This window comes from Sulfurimonas sp. SWIR-19 (genome assembly GCF_020410885.1).
In the GTDB taxonomy this organism is placed as follows: domain Bacteria; phylum Campylobacterota; class Campylobacteria; order Campylobacterales; family Sulfurimonadaceae; genus Sulfurimonas; species Sulfurimonas sediminis.
In genome coordinates, this window is the sequence record NZ_CP084578.1 from 1,584,488 (window position 1) to 1,604,492 (window position 20,005).

Annotated in this window: 23 protein-coding genes and 1 tRNA gene; 18 read left to right on the forward strand and 6 right to left on the reverse strand. The window is 35.1% G+C overall.

Translation table 11 applies throughout. The features are described from left to right. The first annotated feature begins 58 nt into the window (after positions 1-58). The 12 genes from era to LCX93_RS08285 are packed head-to-tail and all read left to right on the forward strand — an operon-like array spanning position 59 to position 12,642. Positions 59-943, forward strand: coding sequence for a GTPase Era (gene era / locus LCX93_RS08230; protein ID WP_226065857.1), 885 nt, complete (start codon positions 59-61; stop codon positions 941-943). Then, a complete protein-coding gene (locus LCX93_RS08235; RefSeq protein ID WP_226065858.1) occupies positions 933-1,925 on the forward strand; it encodes a L,D-transpeptidase family protein in 993 nt (330 codons plus the stop codon). Before era ends, LCX93_RS08235 begins: the two co-directional genes overlap by 11 nt. After that, positions 1,926-3,218, forward strand: coding sequence for a M99 family carboxypeptidase catalytic domain-containing protein (locus LCX93_RS08240; RefSeq protein ID WP_226065859.1), 1,293 nt, complete (start codon positions 1,926-1,928; stop codon positions 3,216-3,218). Positions 3,219-3,229: 11 nt separating this feature from the next. Beyond that, a complete protein-coding gene (locus LCX93_RS08245; RefSeq protein WP_226065860.1) occupies positions 3,230-4,765 on the forward strand; it encodes a hypothetical protein in 1,536 nt (511 codons plus the stop codon). Continuing rightward, positions 4,762-5,394 carry a hypothetical protein gene (locus LCX93_RS08250; RefSeq protein ID WP_226065861.1) on the forward strand — a complete coding sequence of 211 codons (633 nt, stop codon included), beginning with the start codon at positions 4,762-4,764 and terminating at the stop codon, positions 5,392-5,394. Before LCX93_RS08245 ends, LCX93_RS08250 begins: the two co-directional genes overlap by 4 nt. Further along, a complete protein-coding gene (locus LCX93_RS08255; protein WP_226065862.1) occupies positions 5,394-5,840 on the forward strand; it encodes a hypothetical protein in 447 nt (148 codons plus the stop codon). Before LCX93_RS08250 ends, LCX93_RS08255 begins: the two co-directional genes overlap by 1 nt. 9 nt (positions 5,841-5,849) lie before the next feature. Beyond that, positions 5,850-7,490: a pilus (MSHA type) biogenesis protein MshL gene (gene mshL / locus LCX93_RS08260; RefSeq protein ID WP_226065863.1), complete on the forward strand. Its 1,641-nt coding sequence runs from the start codon at positions 5,850-5,852 to the stop codon at positions 7,488-7,490. 3 nt (positions 7,491-7,493) lie between these two features. Further along, a complete protein-coding gene (locus LCX93_RS08265; protein WP_226065864.1) occupies positions 7,494-8,300 on the forward strand; it encodes an ATP-binding protein in 807 nt (268 codons plus the stop codon). Continuing rightward, positions 8,293-9,111, forward strand: coding sequence for a CDC27 family protein (locus tag LCX93_RS08270; protein WP_226065865.1), 819 nt, complete (start codon positions 8,293-8,295; stop codon positions 9,109-9,111). Before LCX93_RS08265 ends, LCX93_RS08270 begins: the two co-directional genes overlap by 8 nt. Then, positions 9,108-9,653 carry a hypothetical protein gene (locus tag LCX93_RS08275; protein WP_226065866.1) on the forward strand — a complete coding sequence of 182 codons (546 nt, stop codon included), beginning with the start codon at positions 9,108-9,110 and terminating at the stop codon, positions 9,651-9,653. Before LCX93_RS08270 ends, LCX93_RS08275 begins: the two co-directional genes overlap by 4 nt. Positions 9,654-9,661: 8 nt before the next feature. Beyond that, the gene (locus LCX93_RS08280) at positions 9,662-11,398 is read left to right on the forward strand and encodes a GspE/PulE family protein (protein WP_226065867.1); all 1,737 of its coding nucleotides are present in this window, start codon (positions 9,662-9,664) and stop codon (positions 11,396-11,398) included. Next, positions 11,395-12,642 (forward strand): type II secretion system F family protein, encoded by a 1,248-nt coding sequence (locus tag LCX93_RS08285; protein ID WP_226065868.1) that lies wholly within the window; start codon positions 11,395-11,397, stop codon positions 12,640-12,642. Before LCX93_RS08280 ends, LCX93_RS08285 begins: the two co-directional genes overlap by 4 nt. Here the strand turns inward: LCX93_RS08285 and LCX93_RS08290 are convergent, their stop codons facing one another. Together LCX93_RS08290 and LCX93_RS08295 are read right to left on the reverse strand one after the other, a co-directional pair. After that, complete coding sequence (locus LCX93_RS08290; RefSeq protein WP_226065869.1) at positions 12,643-13,221, reverse strand: IMPACT family protein; 579 nt, start codon at positions 13,219-13,221, stop codon at positions 12,643-12,645. It abuts the gene before it with no gap. A gap of 12 nt (positions 13,222-13,233) precedes the next feature. Beyond that, positions 13,234-13,944 carry a YebC/PmpR family DNA-binding transcriptional regulator gene (locus tag LCX93_RS08295; RefSeq protein WP_226065870.1) on the reverse strand — a complete coding sequence of 237 codons (711 nt, stop codon included), beginning with the start codon at positions 13,942-13,944 and terminating at the stop codon, positions 13,234-13,236. 46 nt (positions 13,945-13,990) lie between these two features. Here LCX93_RS08295 and LCX93_RS08300 point away from each other — a divergent pair, with 46 nt between their 5' ends. The 6 genes from LCX93_RS08300 to LCX93_RS08325 are packed head-to-tail and all read left to right on the forward strand — an operon-like array spanning position 13,991 to position 18,573. After that, complete coding sequence (locus LCX93_RS08300; RefSeq protein WP_226065871.1) at positions 13,991-14,479, forward strand: hypothetical protein; 489 nt, start codon at positions 13,991-13,993, stop codon at positions 14,477-14,479. 3 nt (positions 14,480-14,482) lie between these two features. After that, entirely contained in the window at positions 14,483-15,748 is a 1,266-nt protein-coding gene (locus tag LCX93_RS08305) for an O-acetylhomoserine aminocarboxypropyltransferase/cysteine synthase family protein (protein WP_226065872.1), read from the forward strand. Between the two features lie 51 nt (positions 15,749-15,799). Next, positions 15,800-16,906: a homoserine O-acetyltransferase MetX gene (gene metX, locus LCX93_RS08310; RefSeq protein WP_226065873.1), complete on the forward strand. Its 1,107-nt coding sequence runs from the start codon at positions 15,800-15,802 to the stop codon at positions 16,904-16,906. Beyond that, a complete protein-coding gene (gene xseB / locus LCX93_RS08315) occupies positions 16,899-17,087 on the forward strand; it encodes an exodeoxyribonuclease VII small subunit (RefSeq protein ID WP_151899980.1) in 189 nt (62 codons plus the stop codon). The genes metX and xseB overlap by 8 nt, the downstream gene beginning before the upstream one ends. Continuing rightward, positions 17,084-17,899: a carbon-nitrogen hydrolase family protein gene (locus LCX93_RS08320; protein ID WP_226065874.1), complete on the forward strand. Its 816-nt coding sequence runs from the start codon at positions 17,084-17,086 to the stop codon at positions 17,897-17,899. Before xseB ends, LCX93_RS08320 begins: the two co-directional genes overlap by 4 nt. Next, on the forward strand, positions 17,899-18,573 hold the full coding sequence (locus tag LCX93_RS08325) for a HesA/MoeB/ThiF family protein (protein WP_226065875.1): 675 nt from the start codon (positions 17,899-17,901) through the stop codon (positions 18,571-18,573). The genes LCX93_RS08320 and LCX93_RS08325 overlap by 1 nt, the downstream gene beginning before the upstream one ends. A 163-nt stretch (positions 18,574-18,736) precedes the next feature. Here LCX93_RS08325 and LCX93_RS08330 read toward each other — a convergent pair whose 3' ends face one another. The 4 genes from LCX93_RS08330 to LCX93_RS08345 all read right to left on the reverse strand — a co-directional run bounded on the left by LCX93_RS08330 (position 18,737) and on the right by LCX93_RS08345 (position 20,005). After that, a complete protein-coding gene (locus LCX93_RS08330; RefSeq protein ID WP_193150127.1) occupies positions 18,737-19,027 on the reverse strand; it encodes a HigA family addiction module antitoxin in 291 nt (96 codons plus the stop codon). 10 nt (positions 19,028-19,037) lie between these two features. After that, entirely contained in the window at positions 19,038-19,322 is a 285-nt protein-coding gene (locus LCX93_RS08335; protein ID WP_226065876.1) for a type II toxin-antitoxin system RelE/ParE family toxin, read from the reverse strand. Positions 19,323-19,425: 103 nt separating this feature from the next. Beyond that, positions 19,426-19,502 (reverse strand) — tRNA-Ile (locus LCX93_RS08340). A gap of 65 nt (positions 19,503-19,567) precedes the next feature. Continuing rightward, positions 19,568-20,005, reverse strand: coding sequence for a globin domain-containing protein (locus tag LCX93_RS08345; protein ID WP_226065877.1), 438 nt, complete (start codon positions 20,003-20,005; stop codon positions 19,568-19,570).

Sequence of the window (20,005 nt, forward strand, 5' to 3'; positions counted from 1 at the left end):
CTGAGGCGACTGAAGGCAGACACTTGTGTCTGTAGAAAATAATTGACAAGGTTTATAAATGACTAAAGCTGGTTTCGTTTCCTTGATTGGACGTCCGAATGCAGGTAAAAGCACCCTAATGAATTCCCTTTTGGGCGAAAAAATTGCAATGGTAAGTCAAAAAGCCAATGCAACAAGAAAGCGTTCAAATGCAATCGTTATGCATGAAAATGCACAGATTATTTTTGTTGACACGCCCGGTTTGCATGAAAAAGAAAAAATGCTCAATCAGTTTATGCTTGATGAAGCCCTTAAAGCCATGGGTGATTGTGATTTAATCGTCTATCTTGCACCGGTGACTGACTCTACCGAACATTATGAAAGATTTTTAAAAATCAATAACGGACGGGTAAAGCATATTATTGTTTTAAGCAAAATAGATCAGGTTTCGCAAGAAAAGCTTTTTAAATCCATTAGTGCCTATAATAAATATGCCGACCATTTTGAAGCACTTATTCCTGTAGCCATTCCTCGTAAGGTAGGTCATAAAGACTTATTGGATACTATTGCAAAGAACCTGCCGGAATCTCCTTATCTCTATGACCCTGAGGATTTGACAAGTGAACTCGTACGTGATATATATGCAGGATTTATTCGTGAAGCTATTTTTGAAAACATCAGTGATGAAGTCCCTTACGAATCGGATGTCATTATTGACTCTATCGAAGAAGAAACAGGCATTGACAGAATTTATGCCACAATAATTATAGAAAAAGAGTCTCAAAAAGGAATCATTATCGGAAAAGGCGGTGAAGCCGTGAAACGCATAGGAAAATCTGCCCGAGAGAAAATCGAAAGACTCAGTGGGAAAAAAGCCTATTTGAACCTTCAGGTAACCGTTAAAAAAGGCTGGACAAAAGACAAAAACTTCCTTAAAGAGATAGGATATGACTATGGGCAATAGATTTTACTTTTTCGTTATAAGTATTATCTGTACACTTTGTTTTTCAACTGCTGCGTTTGCTTCAAATAATGATATTTTAACAAACTATCGACTGCATGGCATTAAAAATATTCAAAAGGAGTTGGATAAAAGCCTTGGCGATAAAAATTATTGGCAGGAGTTTCTCAAAAACAAAGATACCCAATTTGGCTATATTGAATCCTATACAAATATTTTACTGTGTGACAAATCGAAATCAGAACTGTTAATTTACTCCAGAGACCAGAACAACACCTATAAGCTACGAAAAGAGTACAGTGCTTTTACGGGAAAATTCAAAGGAGACAAAACAAAAGAAGGCGACCTTAAAACACCTGTTGGAGTTTATGATATTGTAAAAAAACTGTCAAAAGTTGACTCTTTTTACGGTCCAATGGCATTTGTGACTTCCTATCCGAACCTGTATGACAGGTACAAAGGCAAAACAGGACAGGGCATCTGGATTCACGGACTGCCAAGCAATCAGGAAAGAGACGAATTTACAAAAGGGTGTATTGCCATCAACAACAAAAGCATAGAATGTCTTAATAAAAATATTGATATCAAAAAAACAGTATTGATTATAAAAGAAAAGACAAACAGCAGCAATACTGTATCAAAAGAGACCTTGGCACTGCTTTTATCTAATCTGTATGCATGGCGCTATTCCTGGCTTTATAATAATCTCGAAGATTATCTTCACTTCTATGCACAGGAATTTAAAAGATTTGACGGTATGAATCTTGAAAAATTCAAACAATACAAGCAAAGAGTTTTTAGCAAAAATGAAAATAAAATCATACTGTTTCGCGATATAAATATCATTGCATATCCCAATATTGAAAACCTGTATAAGATAACCTTTAACGAAGAGTACAAATCCGACAGCTTCTCTTTTCATGGAAAAAAGATATTGATTGTACGCTTACAAAACAATCAATTTAGCATTATAACAGAGAAATAAATGTCTCTGATTTTCAATATATGCCTGGCACTTCTTATTTCATCTGTTCTCAATGCAAATATTCAGCTCATCAAAAAAGAAAACAGTGACTCAAACACTACCCTTTTAGTTATAGGTGGAATTCACGGTAATGAACCTGGCGGATATTTTGCAGCTTCAATATTGGCCACACACTACACTGTAACATCTAAGAATTTATGGATTATTCCGAACTTGAACAAAGAAAGTATTATGGCTAACAAACGTGGCATTCATGGTGATATGAATCGTAAGTTTTCACATATCAAAAAAGATGACAAAGACAGAGAAATCATCAAAGAAGTCAAAAAAATAATACTTTCAAAAAAAGTTTCTTTAGTCTTAAATTTACACGACGGACATGGTTTTTACCGCAAGCAGAACCAAGGCAGTATATTTAATCCGAATGCATGGGGACAGACCTGTGTTATTGACCAATGCCGACTCCAGCAAAAACAGCTTTTTGGTGATTTAAACACTATTGCAGAAACAGTCAAAAACAATATCAATAAAAAACTCCTGAAAAAACATCACAGTTTCAATGTAAAAAACACCAATACAAAGTATGAAGATGAGGCAATGCAGCTTTCTCTTACCTACTTTGCTGTTACAAATGACAAGCCGGCATTTGCCATCGAGACAAGTAAAAATCTCTCCAGTTTGTCCCAAAAAGTCTTTTATCAACTCCTGGCAATCGAAGAGTATATGAAAATAATGGGAATCTCCTACAAACGCGACTTTGCATTAAATGCAGCACAAATCACGAATATAATAAAAAACTATGGAACATTAGTAATAAATCACAATATTTTGTTAAATTTGAATGATATAAAAAACTCTTTAAGCTATATTCCGATAAAATCAAAAAGTAATGAGTTTTATTTCTCCCATCCATTGGGAGACGTGAAAAGAAAAAAAGGCAGATATTTGATATATATTGGGAATAAGTTAGTAACTACACTTAAACCCCAATATTTTAAAATGTCGGACTATTGTCCCGAAAAATACAAAATTGTTATAGACAATAACGAAGTTTCTTTGCCAAAAGCTTCAGAATTTTATGTAAGTGACGATTTTAAAATCGTCAAGAGTAAAAAACACCGTGTGAATGTTATAGGTTATTATAAAAAAGACAGAGTAGATGAGAGTCAGATAAACATATCTTTAAAACAGTTAAACAAACACTATTCAGTTGATAACAATAACAAAACATACAGGATTGAGTTTTACAAAAATGATGAATTTTGTTCCATGTTATTGGTTCATTTTAAATAGGATTATAGTTAATGAATACATCAACACAGCACTCTTTTTCAAGTGTATTATCAATTAATCCATACAAAGAGACATACTTTAGTGGAATATCGAGTTTCATCACAGAAACAACAAGTCCAAAATTTTCAAAAGACCAGTTTGTAATTTCATATATCAGTACAAAAGAATTTATAAATGCCCAGATTGCAATCAGTAAAAATATTCCTGAGGAAGATCTGTTTGATGCTATCAGTAACAAAGCATATGATGAACTAGCCCTTGATCAGGCAGTTGAGTATAAAATTCGCTACATAGAGTCATTTGACACATTAGATGAAGAAAACAGATATTTTCATGTCTTTATTGTAGACCCTTTGGATATAACCAATACTTTTATAAAAATTGTTGAAAAAGTAAAATATATTGATGTCATTATTCCTTCGCCGCTTTTAATCAAATCACTTTATACAAAAGAACTCATCGACAGTAACGGTGTACACTGTTTTATATACATTCAGGAAAATGATGCATTTTTGACTATTTACGGCAACAAAGAATTTGTTTATACCAAATCTTTAAAATATTCTCTTGTAGAAATGCATGAGCGTTTTTGTGAACTGTATGGTGAAAGAATTGAATATAACGAATTTATACGCTTTTTTTCAAAAGAAAATCTTAAAGAAACTACAAGTGATTACAAAGAATTTTTTATTCGTCTTTATAAAGAATTGTTTGCAAACATCAATGATATTCTCACCTATGCAAAAAGAGCATTTGATATTGAAAAATTCGAACATGTATATATAGGAGCACAACTTCCGACTGTAACAAAACTTTATGAAATGCTGGAAGTTGAGTTAAATATAAAGTCAAGTGAATTTGAATTTGATTACGGTTTTGAGACTGAAAATGAATATGTTGATCAACTGCATGCACTTATGCATATTTATACAACACTGCCAAAAGATGAAATATATGAATGTAATTTTACTGATTACAGACGACCGCCGAAATTCATCAAAAGAGAAAGCGGCAAACTTATAATTTTAATATTTGCCTCCTTTGCGCTTGCATTTGCATACCCTATAACATATTGGATACTCACGTATGTACAGACTCTGCAAGAAGATCTGCTAAAACAAGAATACAAAGAGATTCATAATATCAAAATAACCAGAGAGGCAACTATTAAAAACAGAAAAGCAGACAAAGAAAAATCATTGAAACTGCTTGCCAAAGAAAAAACAGAATATTCTGAGAAAAAAAACACTCTTATGAAAATTCATGAAGTAAAAGTTGATTATCCTATGAAAGCAAAACTTTTAACAATGTTCACTAAAAACTTAAACAAGTATGGTGTAAAGATTGAAGAAGCAAAATATGCAGAAGATAATAAAACAAAAATACTGACTTTTTATTTAGTAGCCAATAATGACAGAAAGATTACGAAACTCGTTGAATATCTCACTAAGATTTATGAAGGAAAATACAAGTTTATCCTTGAAGAGATTGTCTTTGATGAAAAAACAAATAAATACTTCAGTGAATTAAAGGTGCGTATATTATGAAAATAAATCTTGAAGACTATCTCCATAGAATAGATGCAGCTTTTAAAAACAAAACCCAAAAAGACATCTATATGACTTACCTTATGGTTGTCGGTATCATTTTTACCTTTGCATACCTTCTGTTCTGGGACAGTTCATTTGACAAATTCACACAGACAAGAGCCAGTGTGCAAAATCTCCAGACAAAGATAAATGCTGATAAAACATTTCTGCAGCATAACCCTGAATCGAAAATTCTACAGCTTGAAAAAGAAATCAGAAACATAAACAATGAAATAGTTGTCATAAAAGACACAAACTCTTATATAAAAAGTAAAATTGAAACTATTTCATCTTTAATATATGATGAACGGGCATGGGGTGAATATCTTGATTCCATAGCAACCAATGCACAAAAATACAATGTCAAACTGCTCACCCTGACAAATAAATATGCAAAAAATAAGAGTTCTTTTGGTCATATACTCGATATTACAATTGAATCAACTGCGAATTATAAAAACACCTTGAAGTTTATCAATTCGCTAGAGCAAAGTGAACTGGTCGTTGATATACACAACTTTGATATAAAAGCTGATCAAGCACTGATTTCTGACTTAAATATATCTGTATGGGGGATTACATACTAATGAAAAAATTCTATTTGATTTTAATGCTCCTTCTGACATCGCAACTTTTTTCCAATAATCTGGCATGGGTTGATGAGCAGATTGAAGCGATTAAACCGCCAAGAATCGGAGTTTCTGAAAAAGAAATTTCAAGGATAAAAGATCCTTTTATCTTTTTACACAAGAAAAATGATTCAAAAAAAAATAAAACAGGTAAAAAAACTGTATTTGGTGCACATGCAAATTACAAAAAAGTCATGCAACACAGCACTTTACATTTCAGACTTGATGCCATCTTAAACAAATCAGCAATGATTAATGGAAAATGGTATAAACAGGGTAAATATATTTATGGTTATAAACTGGCTAAAGTTGGCAGAAATTCTGTTCTATTAGTTCGAAAAAATAAAAAACTTCTGCTTTCAACAAAAAGTAAAAGTAAAAAAATAAAAATCTATAATAAGTAGGGATCTCAAATGAAATTTATACAAACATCGGTTTATGCAACAATAATGACCGCGATGCTTTCAACAACCAGCTTTGCAGATTGTTCTTATGAACTTTTTAGTATCAGTTCTGCAAAAAATACTAAAATCATTGACTTTGTAGAACAATTGAGTGATGAATGTGGTTTCAGTATCATAGTAACAGATCCTCATGCTGAGAAATTCCTAAAAACAAAGCTGAATAAAACATACTTAAAGAATTTAACGATTGATGAAGTGTTGAATATTATATTGACACAGCATAATCTTTCTTATACGCTAGACAACAACCTTTTAAAAATATCTTATTTAACAACAAAAGTTTTTAACATAGACTATATACTCTCACAAAGAAAAAGCACAGGCAGTACAGATGTCACACTCAGTTCTTCTTCAAATGCACAACAACAGGGAGGAGGAGTTGGCGGTGGCGGCGGCAGATCTGCCAATTCTCTAAGAAGCGCCGGTGGAAACTCAGGAACCGGTGGAGGTAATTCTACATCAGATACAGGTGTGAAAATCGAAAGTTCTGATGAAGTTAAATTTTGGGAGCAACTTGATACAGAGTTTCAGAGTATTCTCAACCGTCCAAATGACATATACAAAGCAACGCCTCCAATCATAAACAAAAATGCAGGGCTGATAACTGTAACAGCTACAGATAAACAGCTCAAGCGTTTTGAAAATTATCTAAAAAAACTGCAGGACAAGGTAAAACTCCAGGTACTGATTGATGTACAACTGCTCTCCGTTACCATGAGTAAGGGGAAAACAACAGGTATAGACTGGAAACAGCTGTATGCTCTGCAAAATGTCAAACTCTCTGCAAGTACAGCAAACTATAACAATATCGGTACGACAATACCTGCCAATGGAATTATTACAGATACTGCTGCGACAGGCGCGGGTGCATCACAACTTTTTACTATGAGTGCCGGTGGACAACTGACAGAAGTTATCAAATTTTTAAAAACACAGGGAGATGTTACTTCCATATCGAATCCGAAAGTTCTTACTTTAAACAACCAACCGGCACTTATTACAGCAGGAACAGAATATTTTTATAAAATACTCTCATCAACCAACCAACAGGGAACAGGCGGCGGAGTTGCTGCTACAACCCAAACCGATTTGGTAAACTCTGTCTTTGCCGGTGTTCTTCTAACAATTACTCCGGAAATTTCTGACGACAAAACAATTACTCTGAGAATAAACCCCTCTCTTTCAGAAACAACAACAGATATCTCCCAAACACCAAATACAGGAAGAGATATGCCGCCGGATTTAAATCGTCGTCAACTCTCTTCTGTTGTAACAGTAAAAGACGGTAACAGAATTATTTTAGGCGGACTTATAAATTCCAAAAACACAAATAATTCAAATCAGGTTCCAGTTTTAGGCAGTATTCCCTTCCTGGGTAATTTATTTAAACATGAAGAGATGGTAAAAACAGTTGAAGAACTTGTCATAATTATAGAACCGCATATTATCCATAAAGAAAAAGATTCAATCTCTTTAAGTGATTTAGGCTATGAGGGACTGAGTGATGAATTACTTACACTTGAAATGGCTTCAAAAAAGAAAAAAGAGATAAAACTGAATCAAACTGATGATAGGGAAGAAGGTAAATAATCTATGGACAGTATCTTTGCAAAGTCAAAAAATGTTTTCTTAGATACAGTCAATGCCAAGGACTATATACAGTTAGACAGAGTTTCTACAATCTATAAATCCTTAAAAGACTCTATATCCAAACCATTGAAGATGGTCCTTCTTTTTGGAAAACCGGGAACCGGAAAAAGTATGTTTCTGAGTAAACTTTATGATGATTTAGCGCAAGAGTGCGATATCTATCTTTATGAAACACCTATTTTAGATGAAACAGAATTTTATAAAGTCCTCGCTCAGGATATTTTCAACATCCAATATAATGACACCTTAAACTTAACGCAGTTTATGAAAATTGTAAAAGAGAGAGCTGTTGAAAAGGCACCAATAGTTTTGCTTGATGAAGCACAACTCTATTCTGAAGTTTTAATGGAAAAAATAAGACTTTTATCAGATACAAGATGTATTAAATTCGTTATAACTCTGCATAAAACAGAAAAAGAAGATCTCATCGCAAAAGAGCATTTTCAAACAAGAATCTGGGAAACTTTTGAACTTGAAAATGCATCAAAAGCAGAACTCAAGATTTATATACAAAAAAAACTTATGAAGGCAAACTGTTTTGATACAGCAAATATGTTTCACACCAAAACAGTAAACAATATTTACAAACTTACACAGGGAAATTACAGAGATACCAATAAACTGCTTTATACTCTTTTTGACATCTATCACACCTATGAACAGAGTAACCATTACCCCTTAAGTACCACACATATTCCAAACAAATTTGTTGAAATGGCTGCCATACACACAGGACTTATCAATGCTTAATATTCGTGATTTGGAAAAACGTTGGAAAATCTATAAAATAAAATCATTTTTACCTTATGTCATTGTCAGTATTGTTTTATTCGCGATTATTCCGGCTGTTTACTACTTTTATACAGCCAACAGTAAAGCTGTATCACAAAAGAAGCCTGCTGCCGCAAAAAAAACAGTTCCAAAACCAATTCTTCCACCAAAAAACAAACCGGCAGCAGTAAAAGTCAAGCCGGTAAAAACAGAACCTGAACCAATAGCTGTACAGCCAAAACCAGTACAACCTAAAACAGTTTTCACAGACAAAACAAAAGAGACATCTTTCCAAACACTCAAGCCATCAATGAATTTTATGAAAAATATTCAACACGAAGTGAGACAACCACAATACAGATATAAACAGACAAAGCAAAAGCATTTCAAAGAAAGAAAAATTACAGAAGCTGTTCAAGATATCTCAGTCAAATCGCCTTCAATAAAAAAAGAGAAAAAAATCACTATCACTATCCAAAGAAAAGAGACCCAAAATGATATTTTTGAAATTATCAAGCGTTTTAAAAAGAACAAGAACCCTGCTTTGAGTCTTTTTGTTGCAAAAAAATATTATGAACTTGGAAACTACAAGCAGGCATATAATTATGCACTGATTACAAATCAGATCAATTCCAATATTGAGGCAAGCTGGATTGTTTTTGCAAAATCTCTTATGCAGCTTCACCAAAAAAACAAAGCTATCCATACACTGCAGGAATATATAAAAGTTTCACACTCAAGTAATGCCGAAATTCTCTTAAATGAAATCAAATCAGGAAAATTCAGATGAAATTACTACTGCTAGTCATAGTTACATGTAACCTTTATGCCTATAATATAAAACAAAATTTATTTACTTTATATCAAAATAAAAAATATGAAGAGGTCTGCACCATAGGTTTTAACAATTTTCAAAGATATAAAAAAGATGAAGAGTTTGTCAGTTTATATGCATTTGGCTGTTTATATTCAGACTATATAGACAGATTGTCAATACCAATAACAATGTTGAAATTTTCAAAAGAAGCTCGTGCAAACTCAGCCTATTTTTCAGTTATTATGATGCAAAAGAAACTTTTATACCATGCCCTTATCGATGGATATGAATTGTCCCAATATGTTTTACCCTCAACAGATTATATATTGTCAAAAGTCTTTGACTTATATGTAAAACTGGGGAAACATAAACCCAGAACCTTTTATCTGTTCAATGATCCGACAGATAAAAAACTAAGCTATAAACTCTATATTTCAAAAGATGAGAGAATAAGCAAGATGATTATTGAAGAATATTATGATACAATAATTTTAAAACGTCACATATACTGGTAGGAGTTATTGTGGATAGAATAACAACTGATTTACTTGCCAACGGCTCAATTATGAAAGGCCAGGTTGACAGGCTTCTGGCAAAAGGAATTAGTGAAAATTTAATTCTCAGAGACATCACACTTTCCGGCTTCATGACTATGGATCGTCTTATAAGATTTATTGTGCAACAAATAAGAGAAGGTGTTTATGACCTCTCTATTATAGACAATTATGATTATATAGAAGAAAAAGCAGTCCTGCAAAGACTTGCAAAAGAGCTGAATCTTCTTTTTGTTGATCTTGATTCCATTGATATGGATTATAATCTCATTGAAAAAGCTCCTCTTAACCAACTTGAAAAACACAATGCTATTCCTGTCTCACAGGATGATCTGAGTGTTACTGTCGCTTTTAGTGATCCTTTAAACATGGATGCGCAAGAAGCTGTCCAACGACTCTTTCCGAGAAAAGTTCTTAAAATTGCTTTGGCAACAAAAAAACAGATTGTGTCCTATCTTTATAAAATCAGTCTCAAAGACAGTATTAAAGATCTGGTCAAAAAAATACGTGATGAACTCAATTCTATCAGTTCTATTGAAGAGCAACAAGAGGCCTCCTCTATTTTACAACTCATAGATGTTGTTTTAAAAACATGTATTAATGCACGGGCAAGTGATGTTCATATCGAACCTACTGAAAAAAACTGTGTGGTTCGTGGACGTGTTGACGGAAAACTCACAGAAATGTTTATTTTCGAAAAAGATATCTATCCGCCTCTGGCATCAAGACTCAAACTGCTTGCAAATTTGGATATAGCTGAAAAAAGAAAGCCGCAAGATGGCAGATTTTCAACTTCAGTAGGGACAAAAGAGTATGATTTTCGTATATCGACACTGCCTATTCTTTATGGCGAATCAATTGTTATGCGTGTTTTAGACAAACAAAAAGCGCTTGTAAAACTGGAAGATGCCGGAATGGACTCTAGCAGCTATCAAAAACTGCTCAAGGGGCTTAAAACTCCTTATGGAATTATTTTGGTAACCGGACCTACGGGAAGCGGTAAAACCACTACTTTATATGGTGCCTTAAATGAGCTGAGAAACGTTGAAGACAAGGTTATTACTGTTGAAGACCCTGTAGAGTACAGAATGAATCTTATTCAACAGGTACAGGTAAATGCAAAAGTAGGTCTGAGTTTTGCCGATGCGCTCAGGTCAATTTTAAGACAAGATCCGGATAAAATTATGATTGGTGAAATTCGAGACCAAGAAACTCTCGAAATTGCCATAAAAGCAGCACTTACCGGACACATGGTTATCTCTACACTTCATACAAATGATGCAATCAGTGCAATACCCAGAATGGCAGACATGGGAATAGAACACTACCTCATCAGTGGTGCACTTGTAGCCATTCAGGCACAAAGACTTGTACGAAAGATATGCAGACACTGTAAAACAGAAGACACACTTTCGGCATCCGTTTTGGAAGAGATAGACGGAGTTGTGCCCGAGGGGACAATCTTTTACAAAGGCAGAGGCTGTAAAGAGTGTTCAGATACAGGCTATATGGGAAGAGAAATGATTTGTGAAGTACTTAACATTTCAGAAGAACTCTCTTCTTTGATTGCCAAAGGTGCATCAAAAGAACAGATGCTTGAACAGGCAAAAAAAGAGGGATTTGTCGGACTCTTTCAAAATGGTATCCAAAAAGCAATTGACGGAATAACCAGCGTAGAAGAGATATTAAAGGTAGCCAAGGGATGAAATATTTTATAGCAACTGTTTTGACAAAAGGAAAAAAAGAGGAGATTGGACTCTATGCTGAAAACAAAAAAGAAGCAAACAGTTATGCCAAACTGAAATTTTCCGGTATCATCATCAAGGTTTCAGAAGCCCAGGAGCCTCTGGAAGTACAACTTAAAAGATTTAAAACAAATTTTTTATCAAATATAAAAAAAAGAAAGATCAAACCTGATGCCCTTATTGCCGCCATACGACAGCTGGCTGTTATGACAAATGCCGGTATTTCCATCCATGATTCTCTAACAGAGATAGCAAATGCAACAACAGACGAAGCCCTCAAGAGTGTTTTTTCAAAAATTGCAGAAGATATCAATGCAGGACACTCCATTTCATCTGCCATGCAGAACTTCCGGTATGAGCTTGGAAACCTTACAATTGCAATGGTTGAACTCGGAGAAAAGACAGGTAATCTCGATGAAGCCTTATACTCTTTGGCAAATATGCTTGAAGAGATACGAGCCAATGTTGTAAAGTTTAAAAAAGCGATGGCTTATCCGAGAAATGTCATGATTGCCATGGCTATAGCGTTTACAGTTTTAATATCCTACGTTGTCCCTCAGTTTAAAGCTATATTTGAGGAACTTCATGCCGAACTGCCTCTGCCGACAGTTATTCTTTTGAAACTTGAATATATTTTCAATAACTTCGGTCCCTATGTTTTAGCCGGATTAGCTGTAGCATTTCTGATATTCAAATATCTTATCAACAATTATGAAAATATACGATACGGTTGGCATAAATTTTTACTGAGAGTGTATCTCATAAAAAATATTATTAAATTTGCAACTTTAAGTAGATTTACCCTTGTATTTTCTGAACTTATTCGAGCCGGAATTCCTATAGCCGAAGCTCTTGACACCGCCACAGCAATGGTAGACAATCTTCCCCTCAAAAGAAAACTTCAATCAGTCATCAGCACTGTAGAAAAGGGAGGAACACTGAATAAAGGACTTGAAGAAACAGGACTTTTTGAAAATATGATTATTCAGATGATTCGTGCCGGAGAAGACAGTGGTACTCTTGATACAATGATTAAAAAAGTTGCAGAATACTATAAGATGCGATTTGATGCGATTATTGACGGCTTAAGTGAAGCCATAGAACCTATTATGCTCCTGATAATAGCTTCTATGGTTATATTACTGGCACTTGGTATCTTCTTACCAATGTGGGATATGGGAAATGCGGTGCAGGGAAGAAGATAGCTACACCGCAGTAACAGTTACTACTCTGGCGGTTTTAGAAAGAAAATTTTTCATATTTTCTTCACTTGCTGTAATGATATATGATACTTTTGTATCAAATTCTTTGTGTCCTATCACAATGTCAGATACCTGACACTCATACTCGACAAAGCGCACATCACTGTAATCAAAAACAATTTTTTGCGTCAACTCTTTTTTATACTCATACAGCTCTGCTTTTTCAATGACTAAATTCACAGCATCACTGTATGCTCTGACCAATCCGCCCGTTCCTAACTTTGTACCGCCAAAATAGCGTACGACAATCACGGCAGTATTGATAAGTTTCTGTCCTTGCAAAACCATCAGGGAGGGTTTTCCCGATGTTCCTGAAGGCTCACCGTCATCACTTGAGTGTTCCACTATTTGTTCATACTCATTCAAGTACCTGTACGCCGTTACAAAATGCCGTGCTTTAGGATGTTCTTCTTTTAGTTTATGAAGCAGTGTTTCATATTTGTCGTATGGCACCAGGCAGGCAATAAACTTTGACTGCTTCACTTCAAGAGTATTTGTATACTCTTCTTTTATATAGTACATGTAAAGTACATTTTACGCTAAATTGGTATAAACTTTTTGAACATCCTCATCATCTTCAAGTCTTTCTAAAATCTTATCAACATCTGCCTGTTCTTCTTCACTTATCTGTATAGGCGTATTTGCAATTCGCTCAAGTGTTGCTTTTGTAATTTCTACATCCATTTTTTCCAGTGCTTCATTCATCGTACCAAAACTTGTATAGTCAGCTGTCACTAAAACAACTCCGTCTTCTGTCTCTATCTCTTCAAGTCCTGCATCTATAAGTTCAAGTTCCAACTCTTCTATATCCATATCTTCTGAAAGTGGAAACTCAAAAAGAGCCTTACGCGAAAACATAAATTCCAAAGAACCGTTTGTCAGCATCTCTCCGCCATTTTTATTTAAAATACTTTTGACATTTGCGACTGTTCTTGTGTTGTTGTCAGTTGCACACTCAATAAAAAGCAGTACCCCGTGAGGTGCTTTTCCCTCAAAGTTTACCTCTTTCATATCGGCACTATCTTTGGCAGTCGCTCTTTTTATAGCTGCATCAATGTTGTCTTTTGGCATATTTTCAGCTTTTGCATTTAAAATTGCAGTTCTGAGCTTTGCATTCATATCGGGATCTGTTCCGCCCTCTTTTGCCGCCATTGTGATAACTTTACCAAGTTTTGGGAACAATTTGGACATTGCTCCCCATCTTTTTAATTTTGATGCTTTTCTATATTCAAACGCTCTACCCATAAAAAAATTCCTTATTCCGATTATTTTTGAAATTATACCATTTTCAATGTATAATACGGTAGAAGGAACACCTATGAGGCTCAGTTTTAGATTAAAACATCATTTTTTCAGTGCTTTTCGTGAACTCTTTGTACATCATCACGGTTCATTGGAATTTCGTGCAAAAATTTTTGCCCTGATAATCGCAGCCAATAAAGAAGCAACAGTAGAAAGTTATATCCTTATAAAAAATATTGGACTCGATCTCTACAAAGAAGATACCGACAGAGCAAATCTTCTGATGCTTTCAACAAAAGAACTTGTCAAAAAAGTACAGGACAACAATGGTTTAAACATTGATGCCCTTGTTTTAAACATACAAAAAGAATTGAAAATAATTCCCAGATATGCACATAAAATAGACATTGACTCGCTTCACAGGCTGCTCCAGTATACTTATGATACGGATACTTTAGCCTACCAGGAAAATATTTTAGAATTTTTACAAAAAATTAAAGATGAAACACTTAAGGGTACCTCTAAAAACAAAGGATAAACTGTGGATATACAAACATTGGCACTCCATGCCGGATATGAAAAAGACTCGCAAGGAACTATGGCGGTTCCGATTTATCAAACAACGGCCTATGAGTTTCGTGATGTAGAGCATGCTGCGAATCTTTTTTCATTAAAAGAACTCGGCAATATATACACACGTCTCAACAATCCTACAACGGATGTTTTTGAAAAACGTTTTGCAGCACTTGAAGATGGTGAAGCAGCCATTGCCACAGCAAGCGGTATGAGTGCAATCTTTTTTGCAATTGCCAATGCAGCCCAGGCAGGAGACAATATTATCTGTGCCAAGCAGCTTTATGGAGGCAGCTTGACGCTTAACACACATACACTCAAACGCTTTGGTATAGAAGCCAGATTTTTTGATGTGCATCAACCCAAACAGATAGAAGCGCTTATTGACGAAAAAACAAAAATAATCTTTTTTGAATCATTGACAAATCCAAGTATTGATGTAGCAGATATAGAGGCAATTACCTCCATTGCAGACAAACATAATATTTTAACTGTTGTTGACAATACAGTTGCAACACCTGCTTTGTGCCGTCCATTTGAGTTTGGAGCAGATATTACTGTACACAGTGCCAGTAAATATACGACAGGTCAGGGACTTGCCATAGGCGGCATCATGGTTGAAAGAAAAAATCTGACAGAAAAACTCAAAGACAATCCGAGGTATGCTCATTTTAATGAACCTGATCCTTCATACCACGGACTTGTCTACACAGATGTCGGGCTTCCTCCCTACACGCTTCGTGCCCGTCTTTCCCTTTTGCGTGATTTAGGGGCTGTTGTCTCTCCGTTTAATTCATGGCTCTTTATTCAAGGAATGGAAACACTCCCTTTACGCATGAAAGAACATTCAAAAAATGCACTTTTACTGGCAGAGTTTTTAGAATCACATCCAAAGATAAAAAAAGTAAACTACCCTGGTTTAAAAAGTAATCCAAACTACAAGAATGCCCAAAAATATTTTCAAGACGGTTTTAGCAGTGGGCTGCTCAGTTTTGAGGTTGAAAATTTTGATGAAGCAACAAAAATTGTCAATGCCACAAAACTCTATTCGCTTGTTGTCAATATCGGTGATTCAAAATCGATTATTACGCACCCTGCTTCGACAACGCACCAGCAGCTCTCACATGAAGAGCTGGTTGCCTGTGGTGTTCCTGAAGGTCTGATTAGAATTTCTTGTGGTTTGGAGAGTCCAAAAGATTTAATTGAGGATATGAAACAGGCACTTGAAGCATAATTAAGACTCTTTTGCTAAAATACTGTTACTAATTTTCGGAGAGCAATCACCTTGTCTTTAAACCTGCAAACACATACAGAACATTTTACAAATCCGCTCTATCTTGAGAGTGGACGCATCTTGGAACCGTATGATATTACTTATGAAACCTATGGAACGCTCAATGATGACAAGAGTAATGTCGTTGTTGTCTGTCATGCACTCACAGGTTCCCATCATGCCGCAGGACTCTATGAAGGAGAGGCAAAGCCTGGTTGGTGGGATGGTTTCATCGGTCCCAAAAAAGCGATTGATACCGATAAATATTTTGTAATCTGTTCCAATGTTATAGGAAGCTGCTTTGGTTCCACAGGTCCTATGAGCATGCAGTACCCCCATCATGAACCCTACCGTTACAAATTTCCTGTTGTCAGCATAAAAGATATGGTAAAAGCACAGCGTATTTTGTTTGACAGGCTTGATATTCACAGAGTACATGCAATAGTCGGCGGTTCCATGGGTGGTATGCAGGCACTCCAATTTGCTATACACTATCCAAACTTTGCGAACAAAATCATTGCAATGGCGACAACACATGCAACACAGCCATGGGCAATAGCTTTTAACAAAGTTGCGCAGGAATCCATTCTTAATGATCCTGATTTCAAACAGGGGTATTATGACCCAAAACTGCTTAAAGAACAGGGACTCTCCGGGATGGCAGTCGGTCGTATGGCAGGACATATCAGCTTTTTGTCACCTGAGTCAATGCGTGAAAAATTCGGCAGAGAGTATAAGCTCACAGATGGACTGTATGAGCTTTTTGGAAAATTTCAGGTTGAGTCTTATCTGGAATACAATGGTTATAATTTTACAAAATGGTTTGACCCTTTGTCTTATCTTTATATCACAAAAGCCATTAACATCTATGACCTGTCTCGAGGATTTGACTCATTGGATGAAGCACTAAAAAGAATAACCTCTGCTTTGTATCTGATAAGTTTTAAAAATGATCTGTTGTTTAAAAACAGTGAGATGCAAGAAATGGCACAGATACTCAAAAAAATAGGAAACAGAAATCATGATTATATAGATATTGACAGTAACTATGGTCATGACGCATTTTTGGTAGAGCTTGATAAATTTGAAAACAATGTAAAGGATGCACTCAATGGCTAAAGAAAAATTTGAAAAAAAACTCCAAAATGCTAAAGAAATTCTGGAAACGCTTATGAGCCCGGAGATTACACTTGAAGAGAGTGTAAAAGCCTATGAAAAAGGCATGAAGGAGTTGGCCGAAGCACAAAAAATGCTCGAAGAAGCGCAAATCAAAATTCAAAATTTAAAAACTACGCAATGAGAGCGGCAGTTTTACAGCTCAATGCACAGGGAATGAGCTCTACAAAACTTTATAACTATATTCGGGTAGCCAGTAAAAAAGGCGTCAAAGTCCTGCTCCTTGGTGAATACGTTCTCAATCCTTTTTTCAAAGAACTCGAACAGATGTCTGTCTCTATGATAAAAGAGCAGGCACTCCATCAGATTAAAATCCTAAAAGAACTCTCTTTAACATACAGCATAACTATAATCGCGCCCTTGGTTATTGTCAAAAAAGATAAAATTTACAAATGCATTGCAAAGTTTTCTCCAACATCTGCCTCTTACTACAATCAGCAAATCCTTATTAACTATGCCCACTGGAATGAAGATAAATTCTTTGCAAATGAGCTTGCACCACTGCTCTCCCCTATGGTTTTTAAAATTGACGGCTTCAAATTTGCGGTAATGAATGGATTTGAACTTCATTTTGATGATTTTTTTGCTAAACTTAGAAATAAAAATATAGACTGTTTGCTCGTACCGAGTGTTTCAACTTTTGAGTCTTATGAGAGATGGAAAGCATTAATACTCACAAGAGCATTTACACACAACATCTATATACTCAGAGCCAACAGAATCGGTGAGTATCAGGACAAAGAGTTTGTATGGAAATTTTACGGTGATTCTATATTAGCATCCCCAAATGCAGAAATTTTAAACCATTTGGGAAATACTGAAGAGTTAATGATAGTTGATATGAGTCATACAGATGTAGTACGCGCTCGTCGCACATGGGGATTTAAAGAAGCTATCAGCAAGAGAGCATTAAAACTTACAAAAAAGGATTTATAATGATGGAGTATTTTCACAGACAGGTGCAACTTTGGGGAGAAGAGACGCAAAAAAATCTTCAGACAAAAAAAATAGCAATTGTTGGAGCAGGAGGGCTCGGTTCTTCTTTAAGCTTTGCATTGGGTTCTACAGGAATCGGAGAAATTCACATTATAGATTTTGATAATGTAAGTCTGCATAATATTCACAGACAAATTGCTTTTAAACTAGGAGATGAAGGAAAGAACAAAGCAAAAATAAACGCTGAAATCATAGAACAGCGATGTCCCTTCACAAAAGCTGTTGCCCATGAGTGTAATTTTGAAGAGTGGAGCAAAAAGAACATTGCAGTGGATCTCATTTTAGATGCCACAGACAATCTTCCTACACGCGGAGATATTAACACTTATGCAAAAAAAGTCAATACACCCTGGATTTATGGAAGTGTAGAAGCATTTCACGGACAGGTTTGTTTTTTTGACAAATCATCTTTTAATGACGCTTTTAAAATAGTACAAAAAACACCGGCAGGCATTGCTGCACCTATCGTTATGCACATAGCATCCCTGCAGGCAAACCTTGCTTTGAGATTCTTGGCAGGCTTACATGTAAAGAAAGATTTGCTTTATTATCTCTTTTTCAACGAAGAGGGAGAACTTGTTACTCAGAAGTTTGGATTGCCAACAGAGGATTGATCATAAACAACAAACGAACTGGTGTGTTTGCATGACTTATTTATACTTTTGCTACCCAAAAAAGAAACAGTAGCGGAACAATCAGTATTCAAATCATAGATCGAAAAACCGAAAATATAAGGTAATTGAGACTATAGCATGCCTTAAATCCATTAGTAGAATTTTATGCGGCTCTATGTATCTCTTTTAAATTTTCTTTTTGTTTTTGATATGTTTTGTACAAATCATAAGCATTTTGTAAATTTAACCAAAACTGTGGAGTTGTACCGAAATATTCAGAGAGTTTTAAAGCCATAAGTGGCGTTATACCTCTTTTTTCATTATAAAGTTCACTCAGTGTTTTTATGCCGACTTTCAAGTCTTTTGAGAGTTTTGCTTGCGTTAAATTCAAGGGGAGTGCAAACTCTTCTTTTAATATAATACCTGGATGTGTACTTGGTCTAATCTCTTTCATATAAAAATCCTTATTTATGATAATCATCTATATATATATCATAGGCATTAGAATTTTCAAATTTAAAAATTAGTCTAAATTGGTTATTAATTCTAATACTGTAAAAACCTTTTAAATCACCCTGTAATTGTTCAAGATGATTAGATGGTGGCACTTTCAAGTCTTCCAGTGCAAAAGCTGCATCTAACATATCTAATTTTCTTTTACCGATATTATTAACTGCTTGAGAAAACTTTTTTTGGTATTTACCATTAAAAAGCTGTTTTGTGTATTTGCATTTAAAAGACTGAATCATATTGTTATATTATCGCAATATGATAATATTGTCAAATAATCGAATATACCTTTACTTCTGTGCAATGAGAAAATTAAATTAAAATTGATTTAAAAAATGTAAGTGGTGGGTTCTGAGTGACTCGAACACTCGACCGCTCGGTTATGAGCCGAGAGCTCTAACCAACTGAGCTAAGAACCCACTTGTTGTTGGTAGGTCGGAATTATACAAGGAGCTTCCTTATATAATGCTTATTAGAGGCTTGGCTACTGCGTATTTATCATCCAAATTGAAAATATATCTAAATATCTCCAAAATGAGTACAGTGATGTTTCGGTCACCCCTTTTTCTTTTAACGCTTCAATGAGCGGCTTATAGAGTTCCAGCCATGTTTGACGTGCTTTTGCATCAATACGAAACGGTGCGTGACGACCGACCATTTGCGGTGCCCCTCTGTTTTGATTAAAATACTTCGGTCCTCCGCATATTTGAATGAAAAAGTCTGCCGAATTCACTTTTGCTTTTTCAAATTCTGCATCATCCTGAGGAAAAAGATGAGAAATATCACTCTGCTTTATTGCATCATAATGTTTACTAATCAGTTCTCTGATGCCTTCTTCTCCTACTTCTAATAAAAATTCCGGTATTGGTTTTGTCACCGGTGGTCTTACACCAAACTGAGCCTGACTTATTTCTAAATTCAT